General features: G+C 64.6%; 18 protein-coding genes and 1 pseudogene. 10 read left to right on the top strand and 9 right to left on the bottom strand.

Annotated features, from left to right (window positions below):
* Positions 1-3: 3 nt before the first annotated feature.
* Positions 4-645: a LysE family translocator gene (locus tag WC739_RS09715; protein WP_372952815.1), complete on the bottom strand. Its 642-nt coding sequence runs from the start codon at positions 643-645 to the stop codon at positions 4-6.
* Positions 646-852: 207 nt separating this feature from the next.
* On the opposite strand from WC739_RS09715, the gene WC739_RS09710 reads away from it, so the two are divergent.
* Both WC739_RS09710 and WC739_RS09705 read left to right on the top strand, forming a co-directional pair.
* The gene (locus WC739_RS09710; RefSeq protein WP_372952814.1) at positions 853-2,070 is read left to right on the top strand and encodes an argininosuccinate synthase; all 1,218 of its coding nucleotides are present in this window, start codon (positions 853-855) and stop codon (positions 2,068-2,070) included.
* A 166-nt stretch (positions 2,071-2,236) separates the two neighbouring features.
* Positions 2,237-2,665: a hypothetical protein gene (locus WC739_RS09705; protein WP_372952813.1), complete on the top strand. Its 429-nt coding sequence runs from the start codon at positions 2,237-2,239 to the stop codon at positions 2,663-2,665.
* Between the two features lie 109 nt (positions 2,666-2,774).
* Here WC739_RS09705 and WC739_RS09700 read toward each other — a convergent pair whose 3' ends face one another.
* On the bottom strand, positions 2,775-3,572 hold the full coding sequence (locus WC739_RS09700) for a lytic transglycosylase domain-containing protein (RefSeq protein WP_372952812.1): 798 nt from the start codon (positions 3,570-3,572) through the stop codon (positions 2,775-2,777).
* A 363-nt stretch (positions 3,573-3,935) separates the two neighbouring features.
* Between WC739_RS09700 and WC739_RS09695 the strand changes: the two genes are divergently transcribed.
* The 5 genes from WC739_RS09695 to rpsP all read left to right on the top strand — a co-directional run bounded on the left by WC739_RS09695 (position 3,936) and on the right by rpsP (position 8,859).
* Positions 3,936-5,036 carry a putative zinc-binding metallopeptidase gene (locus WC739_RS09695; RefSeq protein WP_372952811.1) on the top strand — a complete coding sequence of 367 codons (1,101 nt, stop codon included), beginning with the start codon at positions 3,936-3,938 and terminating at the stop codon, positions 5,034-5,036.
* Positions 5,037-5,115: 79 nt separating this feature from the next.
* Positions 5,116-6,084 (top strand): lysostaphin resistance A-like protein, encoded by a 969-nt coding sequence (locus tag WC739_RS09690; RefSeq protein ID WP_372952810.1) that lies wholly within the window; start codon positions 5,116-5,118, stop codon positions 6,082-6,084.
* 363 nt (positions 6,085-6,447) lie between these two features.
* Positions 6,448-8,055 carry a signal recognition particle protein gene (gene ffh / locus WC739_RS09685; RefSeq protein ID WP_372952809.1) on the top strand — a complete coding sequence of 536 codons (1,608 nt, stop codon included), beginning with the start codon at positions 6,448-6,450 and terminating at the stop codon, positions 8,053-8,055.
* A gap of 24 nt (positions 8,056-8,079) precedes the next feature.
* Complete coding sequence (locus WC739_RS09680) at positions 8,080-8,406, top strand: chorismate mutase (RefSeq protein ID WP_224662556.1); 327 nt, start codon at positions 8,080-8,082, stop codon at positions 8,404-8,406.
* Positions 8,407-8,457: 51 nt separating this feature from the next.
* Positions 8,458-8,859 carry a 30S ribosomal protein S16 gene (gene rpsP / locus WC739_RS09675; protein WP_372952808.1) on the top strand — a complete coding sequence of 134 codons (402 nt, stop codon included), beginning with the start codon at positions 8,458-8,460 and terminating at the stop codon, positions 8,857-8,859.
* A 124-nt stretch (positions 8,860-8,983) separates the two neighbouring features.
* On the opposite strand, the pseudogene WC739_RS09670 reads toward rpsP, so the two are convergent.
* A pseudogene (locus WC739_RS09670) lies at positions 8,984-9,889 on the bottom strand (bestrophin family protein).
* A gap of 193 nt (positions 9,890-10,082) precedes the next feature.
* Between WC739_RS09670 and WC739_RS09665 the strand changes: the two are divergent.
* Positions 10,083-10,490, top strand: a complete 408-nt coding sequence (locus WC739_RS09665) for an ACT domain-containing protein (RefSeq protein ID WP_372952807.1) — start codon at positions 10,083-10,085, stop codon at positions 10,488-10,490.
* A 213-nt stretch (positions 10,491-10,703) separates the two neighbouring features.
* Here the strand turns inward: WC739_RS09665 and WC739_RS09660 are convergent, their stop codons facing one another.
* A complete protein-coding gene (locus tag WC739_RS09660) occupies positions 10,704-11,738 on the bottom strand; it encodes an aspartate-semialdehyde dehydrogenase (RefSeq protein ID WP_372952806.1) in 1,035 nt (344 codons plus the stop codon).
* A 106-nt stretch (positions 11,739-11,844) separates the two neighbouring features.
* Positions 11,845-11,979, bottom strand: a complete 135-nt coding sequence (locus WC739_RS09655; protein ID WP_372952805.1) for a hypothetical protein — start codon at positions 11,977-11,979, stop codon at positions 11,845-11,847.
* Between the two features lie 202 nt (positions 11,980-12,181).
* On the opposite strand from WC739_RS09655, the gene WC739_RS09650 reads away from it, so the two are divergent.
* On the top strand, positions 12,182-14,050 hold the full coding sequence (locus tag WC739_RS09650) for a DEAD/DEAH box helicase (protein WP_372952804.1): 1,869 nt from the start codon (positions 12,182-12,184) through the stop codon (positions 14,048-14,050).
* A 127-nt stretch (positions 14,051-14,177) separates the two neighbouring features.
* Here the strand turns inward: WC739_RS09650 and WC739_RS09645 are convergent, their stop codons facing one another.
* Positions 14,178-15,467, bottom strand: coding sequence for a glycosyltransferase (locus WC739_RS09645; protein ID WP_372952803.1), 1,290 nt, complete (start codon positions 15,465-15,467; stop codon positions 14,178-14,180).
* A gap of 141 nt (positions 15,468-15,608) precedes the next feature.
* Here WC739_RS09645 and WC739_RS09640 point away from each other — a divergent pair, with 141 nt between their 5' ends.
* The gene (locus tag WC739_RS09640; RefSeq protein ID WP_372952802.1) at positions 15,609-16,313 is read left to right on the top strand and encodes a DUF805 domain-containing protein; all 705 of its coding nucleotides are present in this window, start codon (positions 15,609-15,611) and stop codon (positions 16,311-16,313) included.
* 255 nt (positions 16,314-16,568) lie between these two features.
* On the opposite strand, the gene leuB is transcribed toward WC739_RS09640, so the two are convergent.
* The 3 genes from leuB to WC739_RS09625 form a co-directional block, all read right to left on the bottom strand.
* Positions 16,569-17,672 carry a 3-isopropylmalate dehydrogenase gene (gene leuB, locus WC739_RS09635; RefSeq protein ID WP_372952801.1) on the bottom strand — a complete coding sequence of 368 codons (1,104 nt, stop codon included), beginning with the start codon at positions 17,670-17,672 and terminating at the stop codon, positions 16,569-16,571.
* Positions 17,673-17,808: 136 nt separating this feature from the next.
* Complete coding sequence (locus WC739_RS09630) at positions 17,809-18,159, bottom strand: VOC family protein (RefSeq protein ID WP_372952800.1); 351 nt, start codon at positions 18,157-18,159, stop codon at positions 17,809-17,811.
* Between the two features lie 3 nt (positions 18,160-18,162).
* Positions 18,163-18,546, bottom strand: coding sequence for a RidA family protein (locus tag WC739_RS09625; RefSeq protein WP_372952799.1), 384 nt, complete (start codon positions 18,544-18,546; stop codon positions 18,163-18,165).
* Positions 18,547-18,638 lie beyond the last annotated feature (92 nt).

Raw genomic sequence — 18,638 nt, 5'->3', positions numbered from 1 at the left:
TGCCTATTTCGCCTGCGCCGTCAGGATCCTGAGCGCGAAGGCCGAGAACACGCCGGCGAACAGATAATCGACCACGCGCGTCACGCGCGGGCTGGCCTTCATCGCCGCGGAAAACCGTTCTGCCGCCAGCACCATCGGCGCGGTCACCGGGATCGACAGGACGATGAACATGAGGCCGAGGAAAAACAGCTTTCCCGGCGCGTGCGGATCATGCACGTCGACGAACTGCGGCAGGAAGGTCATGAAGAACAGGATGATCTTCGGGTTGAGCAGGTTGACGCCGAGCCCCGCCGCCCAGCTGCGCAGCAGCGAAATGCGGGGGCCTGTCTTCTTCTCCGGCGAAAAGGCCGAGCCCTTGGCGATCGCCTGCCAGGCCAGGAAGACGAGATAGCCGGCGCCGAATACCTTGAGGACAAGGAAGGCCATCGGCGAGGCGACGATCAGCGCCGAAACGCCGCCCACGACCAGCGTCGTGTGCACCAGCGTGCCGCACAGCGCGCCGGCCATCGAGGCAAACCCGGTGGCGCGGCCCTGGCTCAGCGTGCGCGAAACGAACAGGGTCATGTCCGGCCCGGGCGTGATCGCCAGGATCACGGTGGCGATGGCGAACTGGATCAGCGTGGCGGTGTCGGGAATGAAGGACATGGCTCGCCCTGTGGCTCGGGAACAGGCAGCCTATAGAGCATGCGGTCCGTTCTCGCCAGCGACTGGGGGGCGCAACGGCTGATCCAGCCCCTCTCAATCGTCTGTCGCGACGGCCTGCCTTCGCACGGCGACGGCTTGGTCTCTTGCGCTTTCCGGAAACGCCGTGATACCTCGCCCGCGAAGAACCCCTGTCGCGGAACCGCCAATATGTCAAAAGACGTCAAGAAGGTCGTGCTTGCCTATTCCGGCGGCCTCGACACCTCCATCATCCTGAAATGGCTGCAGACCGAACTCGGCGCCGAAGTCGTCACCTTCACCGCCGATCTCGGCCAGGGGGGCGAATTGGAGCCGGCGCGCCGCAAGGCCGAGATGATGGGCATCAAGGACATCCGCGTCGTCGATGTGCGCGAGGAGTTCGTCTCCGACTTCGTCTTCCCGATGTTCCGCGCCAATGCCGTCTATGAAGGCACCTATCTGCTCGGCACCTCGATCGCGCGGCCGCTGATCTCCAAGCACCTGGTCGAGATCGCCAGGGAAACCGGCGCCGACGCGATCGCGCATGGCGCAACCGGCAAGGGCAACGACCAGGTCCGTTTCGAGCTTTCGGCCTATGCGCTGAACCCCGATATCAAGGTCATCGCGCCATGGCGCGACTGGTCGTTCAAGTCGCGCACCGATCTGATCAACTTCGCCGAGCAGCACCAGATCCCGGTGCCGAAGGACAAGAAAGGCGATGCGCCGTTCTCCGTCGACGCCAACCTGCTGCACTCCTCTTCCGAGGGCAAGGTTCTGGAAGATCCGTGGAGCGAGCCGCCGGAATTCGTCCACCAGCGCACCGTTTCGCCCATGGACGCGCCGGACAAGGTCACCGAGATCGAGATCGAATTCCTCAAGGGCGATCCGATCGCGCTCGATGGCAAGAAGCTGTCGCCGGCGACCATGCTGGCGGCGCTCAACGATCTCGGCCGCGACAACGGCATTGGCCGGCTCGACCTGGTGGAGAACCGCTTCGTCGGCATGAAGTCGCGCGGCGTCTACGAGACGCCCGGCGGCACCATCCTGCTCGCCGCGCACCGCGCCATCGAATCGATCACGCTCGACCGGGGCGCCGCCCACCTCAAGGACGAGTTCATGCCGCGCTATGCCGAGCTGATCTATAACGGCTTCTGGTTCTCGCCCGAGCGCCTGATGCTGCAGGCGATGATCGACAAGAGCCAGGAAGACGTCGAGGGCACGGTGCGCCTCAAGCTCTACAAGGGCAACGTCATGGTCAACGGCCGCAAGTCGAAAAAGACGCTCTACTCCGATGCGCTTGTCACCTTCGAGGACGACCGCGGCGCCTACGACCAGAAGGATGCCGCCGGCTTCATCCGCCTCAACGCGCTCAGGCTGCGTACGCTCGCCGCGCGCAATCGCAAGGGTTGATCTCCAGACAGCGTCCATTGCGCTCAACTGTGAATAAGAACCCGGCAGCCACGCCGGGTTTTATTTGCGAATTCTAATGTAAACAGAATAAAGCCGCTATTGCCCAATTTCCGATTGACCTTCCGACCCCTTTATTTAAATTCATTTGCGGGTAGGGGTTGCGATAGTGAAAAATAACGTTTCTGTTCTGCTTGCCGCGGCCACCATCTTGGCAGTCTGCCAGTTTTCACACGCACGTGCCAAGTCCGGCCCGGAGGACATGACCGCATGCACCGCCTCTGTCCGTGCTTGGAACATCACTGCCAAGCACGATATCGCGTCTTTCATGGGCGTGTCGCTGGAGCGCTTGCCGACGTTGGTTTGTCAACGTCTATACGCGGGCGTCAAGAGCGGTCGCATCAGCTATTCAGACATAAACAGGCTGCAGCTCGATCAACCGACCGAAATCTGGCTGGTCCTCAAGGGCAAGTCGAAGATGGCGCTGAAAGCACCCGCGCCGCGCAAGTCCAACTTCCGGACCTGCACCGGGATCGACGGAAGCTTCCAGGTGCCCGTTGCCCGGAAATGCCCGTTGAGCGGCTACGCGCACTATTGAGGGGTATGTGACGGGATCGAACCTGATCGTTCGAGCGAGGGTTTCAACCCCGCACCATCAACAAAAAAGCCCGGCACGTGGCCGGGCTCTTGTCGGACAAAGGTTTCGATCAACCGCCGTCGATCGCGTCAGCAATGCGGGCGATGGCCTGCTGGTAGACGCTCGCGGAATTCCAGCCGGCAATTGCGCCCATGTTCGAACTCGCGCTGGCACCTGCCCGCCAGCCATGCGCCTTGAGGAAATTGGCGGTCGAAGCCAGCGCGGTGCCCTTATCGCGCAGGTTTCCGCTGCCGACGCCATATTTCAGGACATTGCCGGGGAGGAACTGGGTATGGCCGATCTCGCCATGCGCGGCGCCGACCGACGACGCGGTCAACGCACCGCGATCGACAAGCTTCAGGGCGGCGATGGCGTGCGGATAGAAGAACCCCGGACGGCGGCAATCATAGGCAAGCGTCAAGATGGCCGAAACCGTGTTCTGGTTGCCCATCGAGGAGCCGAAGCCGGTCTCCATGCCCCAGATGGCCAGCAACACACCCGGCGACACGCCGTAAGTGCTTTCGATCTGGTTGAACAGCGCCGCGTTCGACTTCTTCAGCGCACGGCCCTTGGAAATGATCGCCGCGCCGCCGCGCCGCTTCATGAAGTCCTCGACCGAGCCGCTGAAAGCCTTGTGGATACCGCGATCGACGGAGATCGTCTTTGTCGCGTAGTTGGCACCGGCCAGGGCTGCCAGGCCTCTCGAGCCCACGCCCTCGGCCTTGGCCTCCGCGGCGAATTCGGGCTTCCATGCATCGAAGCCGGCGCCGGTCTTGCCACAGCTGGCCGCCGCTTGCGCCCCTGTCGCCAGCGCAAGCACGGCCACCGCCGCGGCTGCGAACATCTTACCCTTGGCAAGAAATGCCATTTTTTTCTCCTGATTGCCTGATTCACGTCCCAGCTGCGAATTTGCCAGCGAAACAAGCCCTTGTCACTGTCCGAGCTGCAATGATGGCGAATGCCGTGGAATTCGCGCACGATCAAGTGATTATTAAGGCGGGGGCAGCGCCAGTGACGTTGATTTCCTGTCCTCGGCGCCACTCCGCCGCCAGAACGGCCTGTGCTTCGAGACTGTTGAAGCGGTGGACCCGATCAGCTTCCGAGCGAAGCGGCGGGGGGACTGGCGGCGGGCGGTTCGCAGCAAATTAGCTTGTCGCCAGGCGGAACGCGGGCGGGCGGTCAGCGTTGGAGGGGGTCGCCATGCACTCCATGCTTGCCCTGAGGGACCGACATGAAACTCTTCGACTGTCCGCGTTGCGGCAACCGGCTCTATTTCGAGAACGCCCAGTGCCTGAACTGCTCGAGCCTCGTCCTTTACGATCCCGAGCAGGCCCGCTTCGTCTTGTCGGATGCCGACGGCGTGTTCAAATGCACCAATGCCGATGAATGCGCCTGCAACTGGATGGCCGAGCCCGGTCAGGTCTTCTGCCGGGCCTGCGTGCTGAACCAGCTCATTCCGGACCTTTCGGTCGACGGCAATCGCCAGCGCTGGATCCGCGTCGAGGCAGCGAAGAAGCGCGCCATCTATTCGCTGCTGTCCTTCGGCCTGCCGGTGACGCCGAAGTTGAACCCGACCGACGAGATTGGACTTGCCTTCGACTTCCTTGCCGATCCGATCGGCGGCGGCCCCGGCGGCGAACGCATCCTGACTGGCCACGACAACGGCCTCATCACGCTCAACGTCGCCGAAGCCGATTCCGCCGAACGCGAGAAACGGCGCGTCGAGATGGGCGAGAATTATCGGACCCTGCTCGGCCATTTCCGCCATGAGCTGGGCCATTATTACTGGGACCGCCTGATCCGCGACGATCCGGAGAGGCTGTCGGCCTTCCGCGCCCTGTTCGGTGACGACCGGGCCGATTACGAACAGGCGTTGAAGGACCACTACGCCAAGGGCGCGCCGGCCGACTGGCAGCAGACCCATATTTCCGCTTATGCCACCTCGCATCCGTGGGAGGACTGGGCGGAAACCTGGGCTCACCATCTGCATATCACCGACACGCTCGAAATGGTCCACGCGCTGAACTTTCCGCTCGGCCGGCTTGAGACAGTGGAGACGAATGATTTGCCGCGCGGCGACACCGGCGGCGAGCCGCAAGCCGCGCCCTGCGAACCGGCGTCCCCGCCCGAGCCGTTCGAAATGATCCTCGAGCGTTGGCTCGTCCTGTCCGAGGCCTCCAACTCGATAAACCGCTGCATGGGCCTGCCCGACCTTTACCCCTTCGTCATTTCCGAAATTACGGCGCGGAAGCTGGCCTTCGTTCACGAACTGCTGACCGGTTTGCCGAAGGGCGCGCAAGCGGAGCGGGAACAGCATCACGCGGCGGCCTGATCAGCCGCCAGCGAAATCGATTCCGATTTTCAAGGCCATGAGCTATCAGCGGGTGATGGATTCGACAAAGGGAACCCGCGTGACGATCGACCCCGCCGCCTTCGAACGCTACCGGAATTCACCCAACCACAAGACGACCCTGCCTCGCCTTCTCCTGGGAACGCTGATCGTCATCGTCTTGTGGGGCGCGACGACCGTGGCCGTGCTGCTCGGCGGCGCCTATGCCTTCGCGCTTTTGCAGGCATCCCCGGGCGCGCTCCTGCCATCCGGCGGCGTGATGCAGGGCTTCCTCAGCTCGCCCATCGGCATCCTCACCGCGCTTGCGTCCTTCAGCGGCATCTGGATCGGCCTGTGGATCGCCATGCGCTGGCTCCATGGCGAACCGCTGTCGGCGCTGTTCGGCGCCGGCCGTCATGTGTCGGGGTCGGGCTTCCTCAAGGGGCTTGTCGCCGTCCTGATCACCTCGCTGGTCTCCGAGATCCTGCTCTATCTGCTGCAGCCGGAGATCGCGCGCGGCCCGATCAGCCTGTCGTCCTGGCTGCTGTTCCTGGTTCCGATCGTCTTGCTCACGCTGCTGCAGACGTCGTCGGAGGAGATGCTGTTCCGCGGCTACCTCTTGCGCGGCCTGGCCAGGCGGTTCAGGAGCCCGGTGATCTGGGCCCTGCTGCCCGGCCTGCTGTTCACCTCGCTGCACTGGAGCACCGGTTCGTCGGCGGCCATAAATGCCTGCGTGCTGGCGTCCATCGCGGCCTTCGCGTTGGTGCTGACGCTCATCGTCTACGCCACCGGCAATCTCGGCGCGGCGCTTGGCGCCCATCTCGGCAACAATCTGACAGGCTTCCTGATCATCTCGCACCAGGAGAGCTACAATTCCTTCGCCCTACTCAACGCCAAGCCGCTCGAAGGACCGGGCTGGACGACGTCGGACGCTGTGCTGATCGCTTGCATCGGCATCGCCTGCAGCCTGCTGACGATTATATTGCTGCTGCATCCGCGCTCGCCGCTGAAGGTCACGGCCGAGCTTGCGGACCGGCCGGGTGGGGCCTGACTGGGGCCGGCCCACCGGCCTTGTCTTGACTCCGCGACCGATTTCCTGTCTACACGCCCCGAATTCCGCGACGAGTATCCCTCCGAGCAAGCCCACCAGGACGCCGAAGCCTCTTTGAGGCCGGTGCTGTAAATCGATCCTGGAGGCCAACACCCGGCAGCGCTGAGCGCCCCCGGGTGCTTTTTGGTTTTGGGCTTTGCTTGGATGATCGGCGCGAACGCATTACCTCTCGGGTCGAATGAACCGGGATCGAAGGACGCAAGATGTTTGAATCGCTGCAGGAGTGCACAAGAGGCGTGGAGGGCCATCGGCCCGACAGGGATCATTCTGAATCCAAGGCGCCTTCGCGCGACGGTTTGACCAATGTTTGAGTCCCTGCAAGAGCGCCTTGGCTCCATCCTGAACGGCCTCACCGGCCGCGGCGCGCTGTCGGAGGCTGACGTCTCGGCGGCGCTGCGCGAGGTGCGCCGTGCGCTGCTCGAAGCCGACGTGGCGCTCGAAGTGGTGCGCTCGTTCACCGACAAGGTGCGCGAGAAGGCCGTCGGCGCCGCCGTCGTCAAGTCGATCAAGCCCGGCCAGATGGTCGTCAAGATCGTCCATGACGAACTGGTCGAGATGCTGGGCGCCGAGGGCGTCGCCATCGACCTCAATGCGCCGGCTCCGGTCGTCATCATGATGGTCGGCCTGCAGGGCTCGGGCAAGACGACGACATCGGCCAAGATCGCCAAGCGCCTGTCCGAACGTCAGAACAAGAAGGTGCTGCTGGCCTCGCTCGACACGCGGCGCCCCGCCGCGCAGGAACAGCTCCGCCAGCTCGGCGAGCAGGTCAAGGTCGCGACGCTGCCGATCATCGCCGGGCAGAACCCGGTCGATATCGCACGGCGCGCCGTCCAGGCGGCCAAGCTCGGCGGCCACGACATCGTCATCCTCGACACCGCCGGCCGCACCCATATCGACGAGCCGCTGATGCTCGAGATGGCCGACATCAAGAAGGTGTCGAACCCGCACGAGATCCTGCTGGTCGCGGATTCACTGACCGGTCAGGACGCCGTCAACCTGGCCAAGAGCTTCGACGAACGCGTCGGCATCACCGGCCTGGTGCTGACCCGCATGGACGGCGACGGCCGCGGTGGCGCCGCCCTTTCCATGCGCGCCGTCACCGGCAAGCCGATCAAGCTGATCGGCACCGGCGAAAAAATGGACGGGCTGGAGGAATTCCACCCCAAGCGCATCGCCGACCGCATCCTCGGCATGGGCGACATTGTCAGCCTGGTCGAGAAGGCCGCCGAGAACATCGACGCCGAGCAGGCGGCGGCGATGGCCAAGAAGATGCAGTCGGGCAAGTTCGACCTCAACGACCTCGCACAGCAGCTTCAGCAGATGTCGAAGATGGGTGGCATGGGCGGCATCATGGGCATGATGCCCGGCATGGGCAAGATAAAGGACCAGATGGCCTCCGCCGGCCTCGACGACAAGATGTTCGGCCGCCAGCTCGCCATCATCTCGTCGATGACCAAGGCCGAGCGCGCCAATCCCGATATGCTCAAGCACTCGCGCAAGAAGCGCATCGCCGCCGGTTCCGGCACCGACGCGGCCGAGATCAACAAGCTGCTCAAGATGCATCGCGGCATGGCCGACATGATGAAAGCGATGGGCGGCAAGGGCAAGGGCGGCGGCATGATGCGCGGCATGATGGGCGGCCTCGCCTCCAAGATGGGCCTTGGCGGCATGATGCCTGGCATGGGTGGCATGATGGGCGGCGGCATGCCGGACCTGTCGAAGATGGACCCCAAGCAGCTGGAGGCCCTGCAGAAGCAGGCGCAGGCGGCTGGCCTCGGCGGCATGAAGGGCCTGCCCACCCCCGGTGGCGGTGGGCTGCCCGGCCTGCCCGGCGGCATGAAGCTCCCCGGCCTCCCCGGCCTTCCCGGCCTGGGCGGTGGCGGACTGCCCGGTCTTGGGAAGAAGAAGTGATGGGCAAGAACAAGTGAGCACGCGATGAACGAAGAGAAGGACATGGCCGACGCACGCACCCTTCTGGCCGACTATCGCGCCTCGATCGACAATATCGATGCCGCGCTCATCCACATGCTGGCCGAGCGTTTCCGCTGCACCAAGGCGGTCGGCGTGCTGAAGGCCACGCATGGGCTGCCACCGGCCGACCCGGCGCGTGAACAGCAGCAGATCGCGCGCCTTCGCCAATTGGCGAAGGACGCCCATCTCGACCCCGATTTCGCGGAAAAATTCCTCAACTTCGTCGTCCGCGAAGTGATCCGCCATCATGAGCAGATCGCCGCGTCCAACGGCGCAAGCAAAGCCGGCTGACAAAAACAGCCACCCTCAACACTGTAATCAGAAATTTCAGGAGAAAACGAAATGCCCTTGAAGATCCGACTGGCCCGCGCGGGCTCGAAGAAGCGTCCTTACTACCACGTCGTCGTCGCCGATGCCCGTTCGCCCCGCGACGGTCGTTTCATCGAGTCGCTCGGCTCGTGGAATCCGCTGCTGCCCAAGGACGGCGAGCGCGTCAAGGTTGACGCCGACCGCGTCAAGCATTGGCTGTCGCATGGCGCCCAGCCGACCGATCGCGTGCTGCGCTTCCTCGACGAGGCCGGCATCGCCAAGCGCGACGCCCGCTCCAACCCCAAGAAGGCCGAGCCCGGCAAGAAGGCGCAGGAACGCGCCGCCCTTCTGAAGAAGGCGCAGGACGATGCCGCCGCCGCTGCTGCGGCAGCCTCCGCGGCCCCGGCCGAGGCGGAAGCCGCGACCGCCGAATAAGCTTCGTTGCACGATTCGCGACAACGGCGGGCCTCGGCCCGCCGTTTGCATTTCGGCACAAGGAGAGCGAAGGCGCCGCTTGAAGACGCAAATGCTGGCGATGTGCGCGGTCGAAACGAGCCAATCAAGAAAAGTAGAAGTCTTCGGCCGGGATCATTTTCGGCGGCGTCTCGCCCATCGCCTCGAACACCGAAATCTCGCAGACGCGGCACAGGCCGTCGAGCGCGAGATCATTGGCCTCGGTACCGAACGGATCTTCGAGCTCTTCCGAAAGCGCGTCGAGGCCGAAGAAGGTGTAGGCGATCAGCGCCGTGAACAGCGGCGTCGCCCAGCCGGTGCTGGAGATCAGCCCGACGGGCAGAAGCAGGCAGACGATATAGGCCGTGCGGTGCACCAGCAGCGTTTAGGCAAAGGGCAATGGCGTGCCGGCGGTCCGTTCGCATCCGGCCTGGATGGCCGTGATCGAGGCCAGCCTCTCGTCCAGGATACGGAAACCGATCGAATCGACCTCACCGGCCTGGCGCCGCGCATTGGCGCGCCGGCCCATGCGCCTGACCATTTCGTCGGCCGGATTGGCGAACTTCGCGGCCGTATCGGCCTCGGCATCGATGAAGGTCCGGGCCTCCTTCACGCTGTCGATCTTGCGCAGCTGGCCGCGCAGGAAGTGGCAGAAGGCAAGCGCCTCCATGAGCAGCGCGCGCTGCTCGGCTTGGTCGGCGATCAGGCTGGTCGTGGCGCGCGCCAAATTGCGGATCTCGAACACCAGCGTGCCCCAAAGCTTGCGCGCCTCCCACCAGCGGTCGTAGGCGGCGCTGTTGCGGAAGGAGAGGTAGATCGACAGCGTCACGCCGACGAGGCCGAACGGCGTGATGTTGAAGACGCTGAAATCGAGATCGAACCAGCGCGCCGCGGCGACGATGAGCGCCGAATACAGCGCGAAGCCCAGGATCTGCGGCAGGATGCGCGGCACGACCGAGCCGCGCATGACGAAGAACAGCTGCAGGAAGGTTGGGCGCGGGCGAACGATCATCGAAGGTCCTTTGACGGGCCGGTGTCGGCCCTCGGCCTCTCTATTGTGCGATGCAGGAGAAGCGCAAGGCCGGCCGTCAGCGACATCGTCATGTCGTGGATGCGGGTTGCGCCGGCGTGGCCTATGCGCATTCACCGCGCGCGGATATTGAAGGTGTGGGGCTGACCGCCCTGGCTCCATCGAGAGAAGACAAATGGCCGGTGAAACCGATCTGAAGACGCTCTTGTCATCGATGACGCCGGAATTGCGCGCCGGCACCTATGTCTTCGTCTCGCTGGCACCCGACGTTTCCCAGCCGGAAGGCCTCGAGCCGATGATGATCTTTCGCGAACGCGAAGGCGTGACATTGATCGTGACCGAGGATGCGGCCAGCGCCTCGCGACTGACCGCTTCGTTCCGCTGCCGGATGATCACGCTGAACATCCACTCCTCGCTGGAAGCGGTCGGCTTCCTCGCCGCCATCACCGCGCGGCTGGCAAGTGCGGGCATGGGCGTCAATCCGGTCTCGGCCTTCTATCACGACCACCTGTTCGTGCCCGCCGATCGCGCCGAGGAGGCGATGGTCCTGCTGCGCCAGCTTGCCAAGGACAGGGCCGGCTAGGATCAGCGTCGGCTGATATAGGGAGACAACACCGCTGCCTTCCGTCCAGCAACCCTGATCCGTCTCGGCGCTGCGCGCCGATCCACGTCCCAGAGGGGGAGACGGAAGAAGCGATCCCGGCCGAAGGCCGAGCCCGCGACCGCGGGCCGCCGGTCGTCCGGCGCCCTCGCGGAGGGCCAGCCGCGTTAGCGGCGGTGCGGCCCGTGAGCGGTATTAAGCCGCCTTCTTCTTCGGCTGGATCAGGCCGCGCTCGACCAGCAGCTCGGCGATCTGCACCGCGTTGAGCGCTGCGCCCTTGCGCAGATTGTCGGAAACGATCCACATCGACAGGCCGTTGTCGATGGTCGAATCCTCGCGGATGCGCGAGATGAAGGTGGCATCCTCGCCGGCCGATTCCAGCGGCGTGATGTAGCCGCCGTCCTCGCGCTTGTCCAAGACCTGGCAGCCCGGCGCCTCGCGCAGGATGTCGCGCGCCTCGTCGGCGGTGATCGGCTTTTCGAACTCGATGTTGACCGCTTCCGAATGGCCGATGAACACCGGTACGCGCACGCAGGTGGCCGTCAGCTTGATCTTCGGGTCGAGCATCTTCTTGGTCTCAGCCACCATCTTCCACTCTTCCTTGGTCGAGCCGTCGTCGAGGAAGACGTCGATATGCGGAATGACGTTGAAGGCGATGCGCTTGGTGAACTTCTTGACCTCGACGCCGTCGGCGACGAACACCGCGCGCGTCTGCGTGAACAGCTCGTCCATGCCTTCCTTGCCGGCGCCCGACACCGACTGGTAGGTGGCGACGACAACGCGCTTGATGGTGGCGAAATCATGCAGCGGCTTCAGCGCCACGACGAGCTGCGCTGTCGAGCAGTTCGGGTTGGCGATGATGTTCTTGCGCGTGAACAGCGAGATCGCATCCGGGTTCACTTCCGGCACGATCAGCGGCACGTCCTGGTCGTAGCGGAAGGCCGACGAATTATCGATGACGACGCAGCCCTGCTTGCCGATCTTCGGCGACCATTCCTTGGAGACGTTGCCGCCGGCCGACATGATGCAGAGGTCGGTGTCGGAGAAATCATATTGGTCGAGCGTCCTCACCTTCAGCGTGCGGTCGCCGAACGACACTTCGGTGCCCTGGCTGCGCCGCGACGCCAGCGCCACGACTTCGCTTACCGGAAAGCCGCGCTCTTCCAGTATGTTGAGCATTTCCCGGCCCACATTGCCCGTGGCACCGACGACTGCAACCTTGAAACTCATAAAGATCTCCTGTCCCTCTCCGCTCGGTTTTTGGAGAAAACCCGCTGGCCGATGCGGGTTCCGTCCCCCGGGCCGGACCCGGGAGAGGGTGGTTAGGCCAAGGGAATCACACCGTTTTGGTGGTGGTTTTTTTGGCCGTGGTTTTGCTGGAACGAGGAGACGCGCCAAAACGCCCGGCCCAATGATGTGCATCGAGGCTGGGGGCGTCGAATGCAAGAAGAGCCATCAACAGGCCGCGCATCGAAAACAATCCCGTTCGAGGCGGGCTTTTACGCGGTTTGCGGCAGGAGTCAATTGGCGACGCTGCGCCCGGCTTTCAAGGCGCGCCCTGTACAAGAGCGGCTCCAGGAAGTACGAACGGCCAAGATTGTTTGGCTGGCGTGGCGCCGGCCCCGGCTCGTGCTCCATGATGAGCGCAGAACCCTGAATTCCGAAAGAGCGAGATGTCCAACTTCGAAGCTATTGTTCCAGCGCTTGCACAGGCGCTGGAAAAACGCGGTTATTCCGAACTGACGCCGGTACAGAAGGCGGTTCTGGAACTCGGCCAGGCCGATGCGCTGGTGTCGGCGCAGACCGGCTCCGGCAAGACTGTTGCTTTCGGCCTGGCGCTGGCGCCCACCCTTATGGGGAATGCGGAGCGCTTTGGCCATGCCGCGGCCCCGCTGGCACTGGCCGTGGCGCCGACGCGCGAACTGGCGCTACAGGTGACGCGCGAACTCGAATGGCTCTACGAGTTGACCGGCGCCACTGTGGCGTCCTGTGTCGGTGGCATGGACATGCGCACCGAGCGGCGGGTGCTGGAACGCGGCGCCCATATCGTCGTCGGCACGCCCGGCCGCCTGCGCGACCACATCACACGGCATTCGCTCGACATGTCGGCACTCAAGGCCGTGGTCCTGGACGAGGCCGACGAGATGCTCGATCTCGGCTTTCGCGAGGATCTTGAATTTATCCTCGACGCCGCACCGGCCGAGCGCCGCACGCTGATGTTCTCGGCCACCGTGCCGCGGTCCATCGCCACGCTTGCCCAGGGCTATCAGCGCGATGCCGTGCGCATCTCGGCCGCCGGCGAGGAGAAGCAGCATCTCGACATCGAGTACCGTGCGCTCAGCGTCGCCCAGGCCGACCGCGAGAACGCCATCATCAACGTGCTGCGCTTCTACGAGGCCAAGAACGCGCTGGTGTTCTGCAACACCCGTGCCGCCGTCAATCATCTCACCGCCCGCTTCAACAACCGCAATTTTTCCGTCGTCGCGCTGTCGGGCGAACTCAGCCAGAACGAGCGCAGCCACGCGCTGCAGGCGATGCGCGATGGTCGTGCGAAAGTCTGCATCGCCACCGATGTCGCGGCGCGCGGCATCGACCTGCCCAATCTCGAACTGGTCATCCATGCCGATTTGCCGACCAACCCGGAAACGCTGCTGCACCGCAGCGGCCGCACCGGGCGCGCCGGGCGCAAGGGCGTCAGCGCGCTGATCGTGCCGGGCAGCGCCCGCAAGCGCACCGAGCGGCTGCTGCAGAACGCCGGGCTGAAGGCGACCTGGGCGAGCCCGCCCTCCGCCGACGACGTGATCCGGCGCGACGACGAGCGCATCCTCGCCGACCCTGCCTTCGAAGAGGCGGTGAAGGAGGACGAGCGCGAGTTTATCGACGCGCTTCTGGCTCGCCATGGCGCCGAACGGGTTGCGGCCGCATTCGTGCGCCAGTGCCGCGCCAGCCGCTCGGCGCCTGAGGACCTGATGGATGTCGCGCCGTTCACGCCTTCGCGTGAAAGACCGGCGGGCGAAAACTTCGCGCACCGCGACGAGGCGCCCAGCCGCCGCGAGGATTTCGGCGCCAGCGTCTGGTTCTCGCTGTCGGTGGGGCGCCGGCAGAATGCCGAGCCGCGCTGGCTGATCCCGATGCTGTGCCGCGCCGGCAGCATCTCGAAGCGCGAGATCGGCGCCATCAAGATGCAGCCGGAAGAAACCTATGTGCAGATATCAGCCGACTGGGCCGAACGTTTTCTCGCCGCGATCGGCCCCGACCGCAAGCTGCAGGGCAGCATAGTGGTCAAGCGGCTTGACGGCACGCCCGATCTGTCGCGCGCCGGCTATCAGGCGCCGAGCCCCGACAAGAAACCGCATCGCGGCAAGGCGCCGTTCGACCCCAACGCGCCGAAGCGCAAGTTCGAGAAGCGAGCGCCGGCCTCGGCCGAGCAGCGCCCGGCAGCCGCGCATGAGGCAACGCCGTGGGCGAAGAAGCCAGGCAAGCCGAAATTCGAGGATGGCGGCCCGCCGAAGCACAAGAAGCCGAAGAAGCGGCCTTCATAAACTCTACAAACGGCGAGACGCGCTGTCCTTCAGCCCGGCCTTGATGGCGGCCCAGCTGGCCGATGCCGGCGTCGGTCGATGCTGCTTTGCGATGCGCTCCGCCAATGACGAACGCCAAGCCGAGTCTTCAGCCATTTTGCGGATCGCCGCGTACCAGCCCGCCTTGGTCGTTTGAATCGATCGACGGCATCAGGCCGCCGGTCGCCTCGATCAGGGACGGTGCTGTCGACACGATGACCGGAAGGCCGAAATCGAGACACTCCGACGCGCCATAGCCCCAGCCTTCTATATGCGAGGGAAAGACGCCGAAGGACGCGCTGCGATAGTACTGGATGAGCTCTTCGTCGCTGACCGGTCCGGTGAATGTAACCGACCGGAGCAATTCGGGATGGGCCTTCAGATAGGCGCGCAGCGGCTCGATCATCCAACCCCAGCGCCCGGCGCAGACAAGCCTCGGCAGCTTGACGCCTTCCTCGAGCGCCTGCTGCCAGATCCGCGCCAGCAGGATGTGGTTCTTGCGCACTTCGATGGTCGAACAGTAGAGCACGAACGGTTCGCCTGCCTCGATGCGCGAGGTGGAACCCATGCGCGACGCGGTCTCGTGCAGGACCGAGGGCATCGGAAAGCGATACACGACCGGCGGGCCGATACCCGCCTCGCGCATGTGTTCGCTCAGCGTGGCGCTGACCTCGTCGGAGGCGCAGAACGCTGGCGCCCCGGACGCCACCAGGCGTTCGAGGTAAGACCCAAAGCGGCCCTCGCTGGTGTTGACGCCGATCAGATCCGGGCGCAAGGCCGGGATAAGGTCGTGGCAAAGAAACGCGATGTCCCCGGCCCCGCCGGAGACCGCGGCCCGGTCCTCCTGCGTCAGGATGTGATGGCTGATCAGCACGATGCCGGGTTCGACCACGCCGGGCCGGCCGGGAACATCCTGGCGCAGGCAGAACCGGATCCTCGCCCGCTGGTAGAGACGATAGGCGCGCATCAGCAGCCTTGCCGCGTGGTAGGCGATTCCGGTCCTGCCATTCGTCACCGTCCTGGCAAGGTGACGGTCCGTCTCGCGCTTGTCCCATGGCCTGAGCCGCACGGCCTCGAAAGCCCGGGCCAGCGCGGCGCGTGTTCCCGGCCATCGCGCGACACGGTGCGGTGCGATCCCGGTTGTCGCGACATGCTCCTGTTCGAACGGCGCAAGCGGTCGAAACCGCCCTTCCCCCGATCGGTAGGCCACCACCTCCACGCTGGGATCCGGATCCGCCAGGGCCGCCTTGACGAGAAAGCTCTCGACCCTGGGGATGCCCGCCAGGCCCTTGCCCGGCGGCCACAACATCAGCCCGGTGGCGTCGATGGCCAGCATCGGGAGCCCCGAGGCTTTCACGGCCGCGGCTGGGAGATCGGATTGCGAATGCTCGACTGGCATGGACTGTTCGTTTGCGAAGACAGGTGCACGTCCAGCCTTATGCTTGATTTGCGGTCGGGGCGGTAGCATGCCGCGCGGCCTTGCCGACGGCTTCGACCTTGTGCGACATCATGGTCGGGACGTGGCGTTTGGGGGTGGCGAATGCGCGGCGAAGTGCTTCACTACGACGAGGATCAGGGCTTCGGCTTCATCACCGGAGCCGATGGCAACCGCTACACCTTCAGGCGCGAGGATCTGCGCCGGCAAACCGCGATGCCCAGGGGCACGGGTGTCGAGTTCCAAGGCGGCGGCGGCCGGGCGAGCGATGTCTTTTCGATCGCCGCCCAGCCCGCGAGCCAGGCCGCCGACGCCGGCGGGGGCTCTACACCGCACACCACTCCACCAGCGACAGGCACAGCGCAGGCACGGCATTTTGGCCGGTCGTCCGAGCCCTCCGAACCCACCGATCTCTGGAGCTATTTCTGGCGGGGCCTGACCCGGAACTATTTCAATTTCGCCGGCCGCGCCCGCCGCAAGGAGTATTGGGGCTATTGCCTGTTCTGGCTGGTCAGCCTGCTGATCATCTTCGGCATCGGCATTTTCACCGATGGCGAAATGGGCAATCTCGACAGCGACGTCTCGGCGGCGGTGACCGTTGGCCTCTGCGGCACCTTCCTGCTGGCGACCCTCCTGCCCGGCCTCGGCATGACCGTGCGCCGGCTGCACGACATCGGCCTGTCGGGCTGGCTCTGTCTGCTGATCCTCATCCCCAGCATCGGCAGCCTGATCATCCTGGTGTTCGCGCTGATCCCGACCCAGGCCCGCGAAAACAAATGGGGGCCGGTGCCGGCGGGCGTCAGGATATAGGCTTCGAAGAGGACAGGCCGGGCTCCAGCTTGCTGTCGGCCTTGGCGCTACCCCTCACCTGCCTGCCGGCATCCTCTCCCCGTATACGGGGCGAGGGACGATGGCATGGCGATTTCGCCAATGGTTGCAGGATCGCCGGCGTTGAGACAGCCTCTTTCGCCCCGTTTACGGGGAGAAATGCCCGGCAGGGCAATGAGGGGCGGCGCTGGCTTTGGAGATTGGCAGCGCAGCGATCCGGTCGAACGGAGCCCGATATCACCCCAGAAACTTGGCGATGATCGCGTCGCCCATCTCGACCGTTCCGACCTCGGTCATGCCGTCGGACAGGATGTCCTTGGTGCGCAGCCCCTGGTCGAGCACGGCGGCGATCGCGCCTTCCAGCTTGTCGGCTTCGTCGACCATGCCGAAGGAATAGCGCATGCACATGGCGAAGGAGGCGATCATGGCAATCGGATTGGCGATGCCTTTGCCGGCGATGTCGGGCGCCGAGCCGTGTACCGGCTCGTAGAGCGCCTTGCGCTTCTTGGTCTTCACATCCGGCGCGCCGAGCGAGGCCGACGGCAGCATGCCGATCGAGCCGGTCAGCATGGCGGCGATGTCGGACAGCATGTCGCCGAACAGATTGTCGGTGACGATGACGTCGAACTGCTTTGGCCAGCGCACCAGCTGCATGCCGCCAGCATCGGCCAGCATGTGGTCGAGCTTGACGTCGGAATAGCGCGCCTTGTGGGTCTGGGTCACGACCTCGTTCCACAGCACGCCCGACTTCATGACGTTGCGCTTTTCCATCGAGGTGACGTGGTTCTTGCGCGTCCGCGCCAGCTCGAAGGCGACGCCCGAAATGCGTTCGATCTCGAACGTGTCGTAGACCTGCGTGTCGATGCCGCGCTTCTGGCCGTTGCCGAGATCGATGATCTGCTTGGGCTCGCCGAAATAGACGCCGCCGGTTAGCTCGCGCACGATCAGGATGTCGAGACCCTCGACCACCTCCTGCTTGAGCGAGGAAGAGGCCGCCAGCGCCGGATAGCAGATGGCGGGGCGCAGATTGGCGAACAGCTCCATGTCCTTGCGCAGCCGCAACAGGCCGGCCTCCGGGCGCACCTCATAAGGCACGGCATCCCATTTCGGCCCGCCGACGGCGCCGAACAGCACCGCGTCCGCCGCCATCGCCTTTGCCATGTCGGCATCCGAGATCGCGGCACCATGTGCGTCGTAGGCGCAGCCGCCGACCAGCCCCTCGTCGGTGACGAAGTCGCTGGAGAGCTTTTCATTCATGGCGGCGATCAGCTTCTTGACCTCGGCCATGGCCTCGGGGCCGATGCCGTCGCCGGCGAGCAGGAAGAGATGCTTGGTTGCCATGGAGAACGTCCCGAAAGATCTGTTACAATTTTGCACAGCATCCTTTGCGCGCCAGGGAGGCGCGCGGCGCTGTGCGACCGGCGCTTTGCTAAACGCCCAGCGGCCGCAGTGCAAGCCTGCGCTGTGCCAAGCGCCGTCACCGATGCGAGAGAATGTTGACCAGCCGGCCGAACGGATCGCGGACATAAAAGCGCCGCACGCCCCAGGGTTCGTCCGCCGGCCCGTATTCGACGGCGAAGCCGGCCGCCCTCATGCCTTGCAGCGCCGCCTCGATATCGTCGACCTCGATCGACAGATCCGGAACCGGCGTTCCCGAGCCTCCCTGCTCGGCGAAGCTGACCTGAACGTCCATTTCTTCCTGCGAGCCGTAGGTGGCGATCCAGCCATGATCCATCAGCAGGTCAAGGCCGAGCACATCCTTGTAGAAGCGCTTCGCGGCCGCGACGTCGGGCGTGCCGATATTGGCGACGATGCGCTTGACCTTCATCCGTCAGGTCCGTTGCCGCAACGCGGTGACTTCAATCTCGATCTTCATTTCCGGTGTGTTGAGCTGGCAAATGATCATTGTCGCCGCCGGCCTGATGTCGCCGAACGTCTCGCCCAGGATCGGGAAGACGACGTCCACAAAGGCCCGGTCGGTGATGTAGTAATGCGCCCGCACCACATCGGCCATTTCGAAGCCGCCATCGCTCAGCGCCTTGCCGATCGTCGCCAGGCAATTGCGCGTCTGCGCCTCGACCGTCTCCGGCATCGTCATGGTCGCGTAGTCGTAGCCTGTTGTCCCGGAGACGAAGCACCAGTCGCCCTGCACGACGGCGCGCGAATAGCCGGCGGTCTTTTCGAAGGGCGAGCCGGTGGAGATCAGTTTACGCATGAATGTCCTCACGATGGTGCTGTTCATCTTGCAGGCAAGACGCCAATCCGACTAGGGACAATGCCGGCGGATCAACGGTCCAATAGCAAGGC

Source organism: Mesorhizobium sp. (genome assembly GCF_041661565.1).
Classification (GTDB): Bacteria; Pseudomonadota; Alphaproteobacteria; order Rhizobiales; family Rhizobiaceae; genus Mesorhizobium.
This window is presented reverse-complemented; position numbering and strand designations above follow the sequence as displayed.

Bases quoted from the DNA above. Each gene is read 5' to 3' on its own strand.
- WC739_RS09715 (WP_372952815.1), bottom strand. From the start codon at position 645: ATGTCCTTCATTCCCGACACCGCCACGCTGATCCAGTTCGCCATCGCC.
- WC739_RS09710 (WP_372952814.1), top strand. From the start codon at position 853: ATGTCAAAAGACGTCAAGAAGGTCGTGCTTGCCTATTCCGGCGGCCTC.
- WC739_RS09700 (WP_372952812.1), bottom strand. From the start codon at position 3,572: ATGGCATTTCTTGCCAAGGGTAAGATGTTCGCAGCCGCGGCGGTGGCC.
- WC739_RS09695 (WP_372952811.1), top strand. From the start codon at position 3,936: ATGAAACTCTTCGACTGTCCGCGTTGCGGCAACCGGCTCTATTTCGAG.
- ffh (WP_372952809.1), top strand. From the start codon at position 6,448: ATGTTTGAGTCCCTGCAAGAGCGCCTTGGCTCCATCCTGAACGGCCTC.
- WC739_RS09680 (WP_224662556.1), top strand. From the start codon at position 8,080: ATGAACGAAGAGAAGGACATGGCCGACGCACGCACCCTTCTGGCCGAC.
- rpsP (WP_372952808.1), top strand. From the start codon at position 8,458: ATGCCCTTGAAGATCCGACTGGCCCGCGCGGGCTCGAAGAAGCGTCCT.
- WC739_RS09665 (WP_372952807.1), top strand. From the start codon at position 10,083: ATGGCCGGTGAAACCGATCTGAAGACGCTCTTGTCATCGATGACGCCG.
- WC739_RS09660 (WP_372952806.1), bottom strand. From the start codon at position 11,738: ATGAGTTTCAAGGTTGCAGTCGTCGGTGCCACGGGCAATGTGGGCCGG.
- WC739_RS09655 (WP_372952805.1), bottom strand. From the start codon at position 11,979: ATGCGCGGCCTGTTGATGGCTCTTCTTGCATTCGACGCCCCCAGCCTC.
- WC739_RS09650 (WP_372952804.1), top strand. From the start codon at position 12,182: ATGTCCAACTTCGAAGCTATTGTTCCAGCGCTTGCACAGGCGCTGGAA.
- WC739_RS09645 (WP_372952803.1), bottom strand. From the start codon at position 15,467: ATGCCAGTCGAGCATTCGCAATCCGATCTCCCAGCCGCGGCCGTGAAA.
- WC739_RS09640 (WP_372952802.1), top strand. From the start codon at position 15,609: ATGCGCGGCGAAGTGCTTCACTACGACGAGGATCAGGGCTTCGGCTTC.
- leuB (WP_372952801.1), bottom strand. From the start codon at position 17,672: ATGGCAACCAAGCATCTCTTCCTGCTCGCCGGCGACGGCATCGGCCCC.
- WC739_RS09630 (WP_372952800.1), bottom strand. From the start codon at position 18,159: ATGAAGGTCAAGCGCATCGTCGCCAATATCGGCACGCCCGACGTCGCG.
- WC739_RS09625 (WP_372952799.1), bottom strand. From the start codon at position 18,546: ATGCGTAAACTGATCTCCACCGGCTCGCCCTTCGAAAAGACCGCCGGC.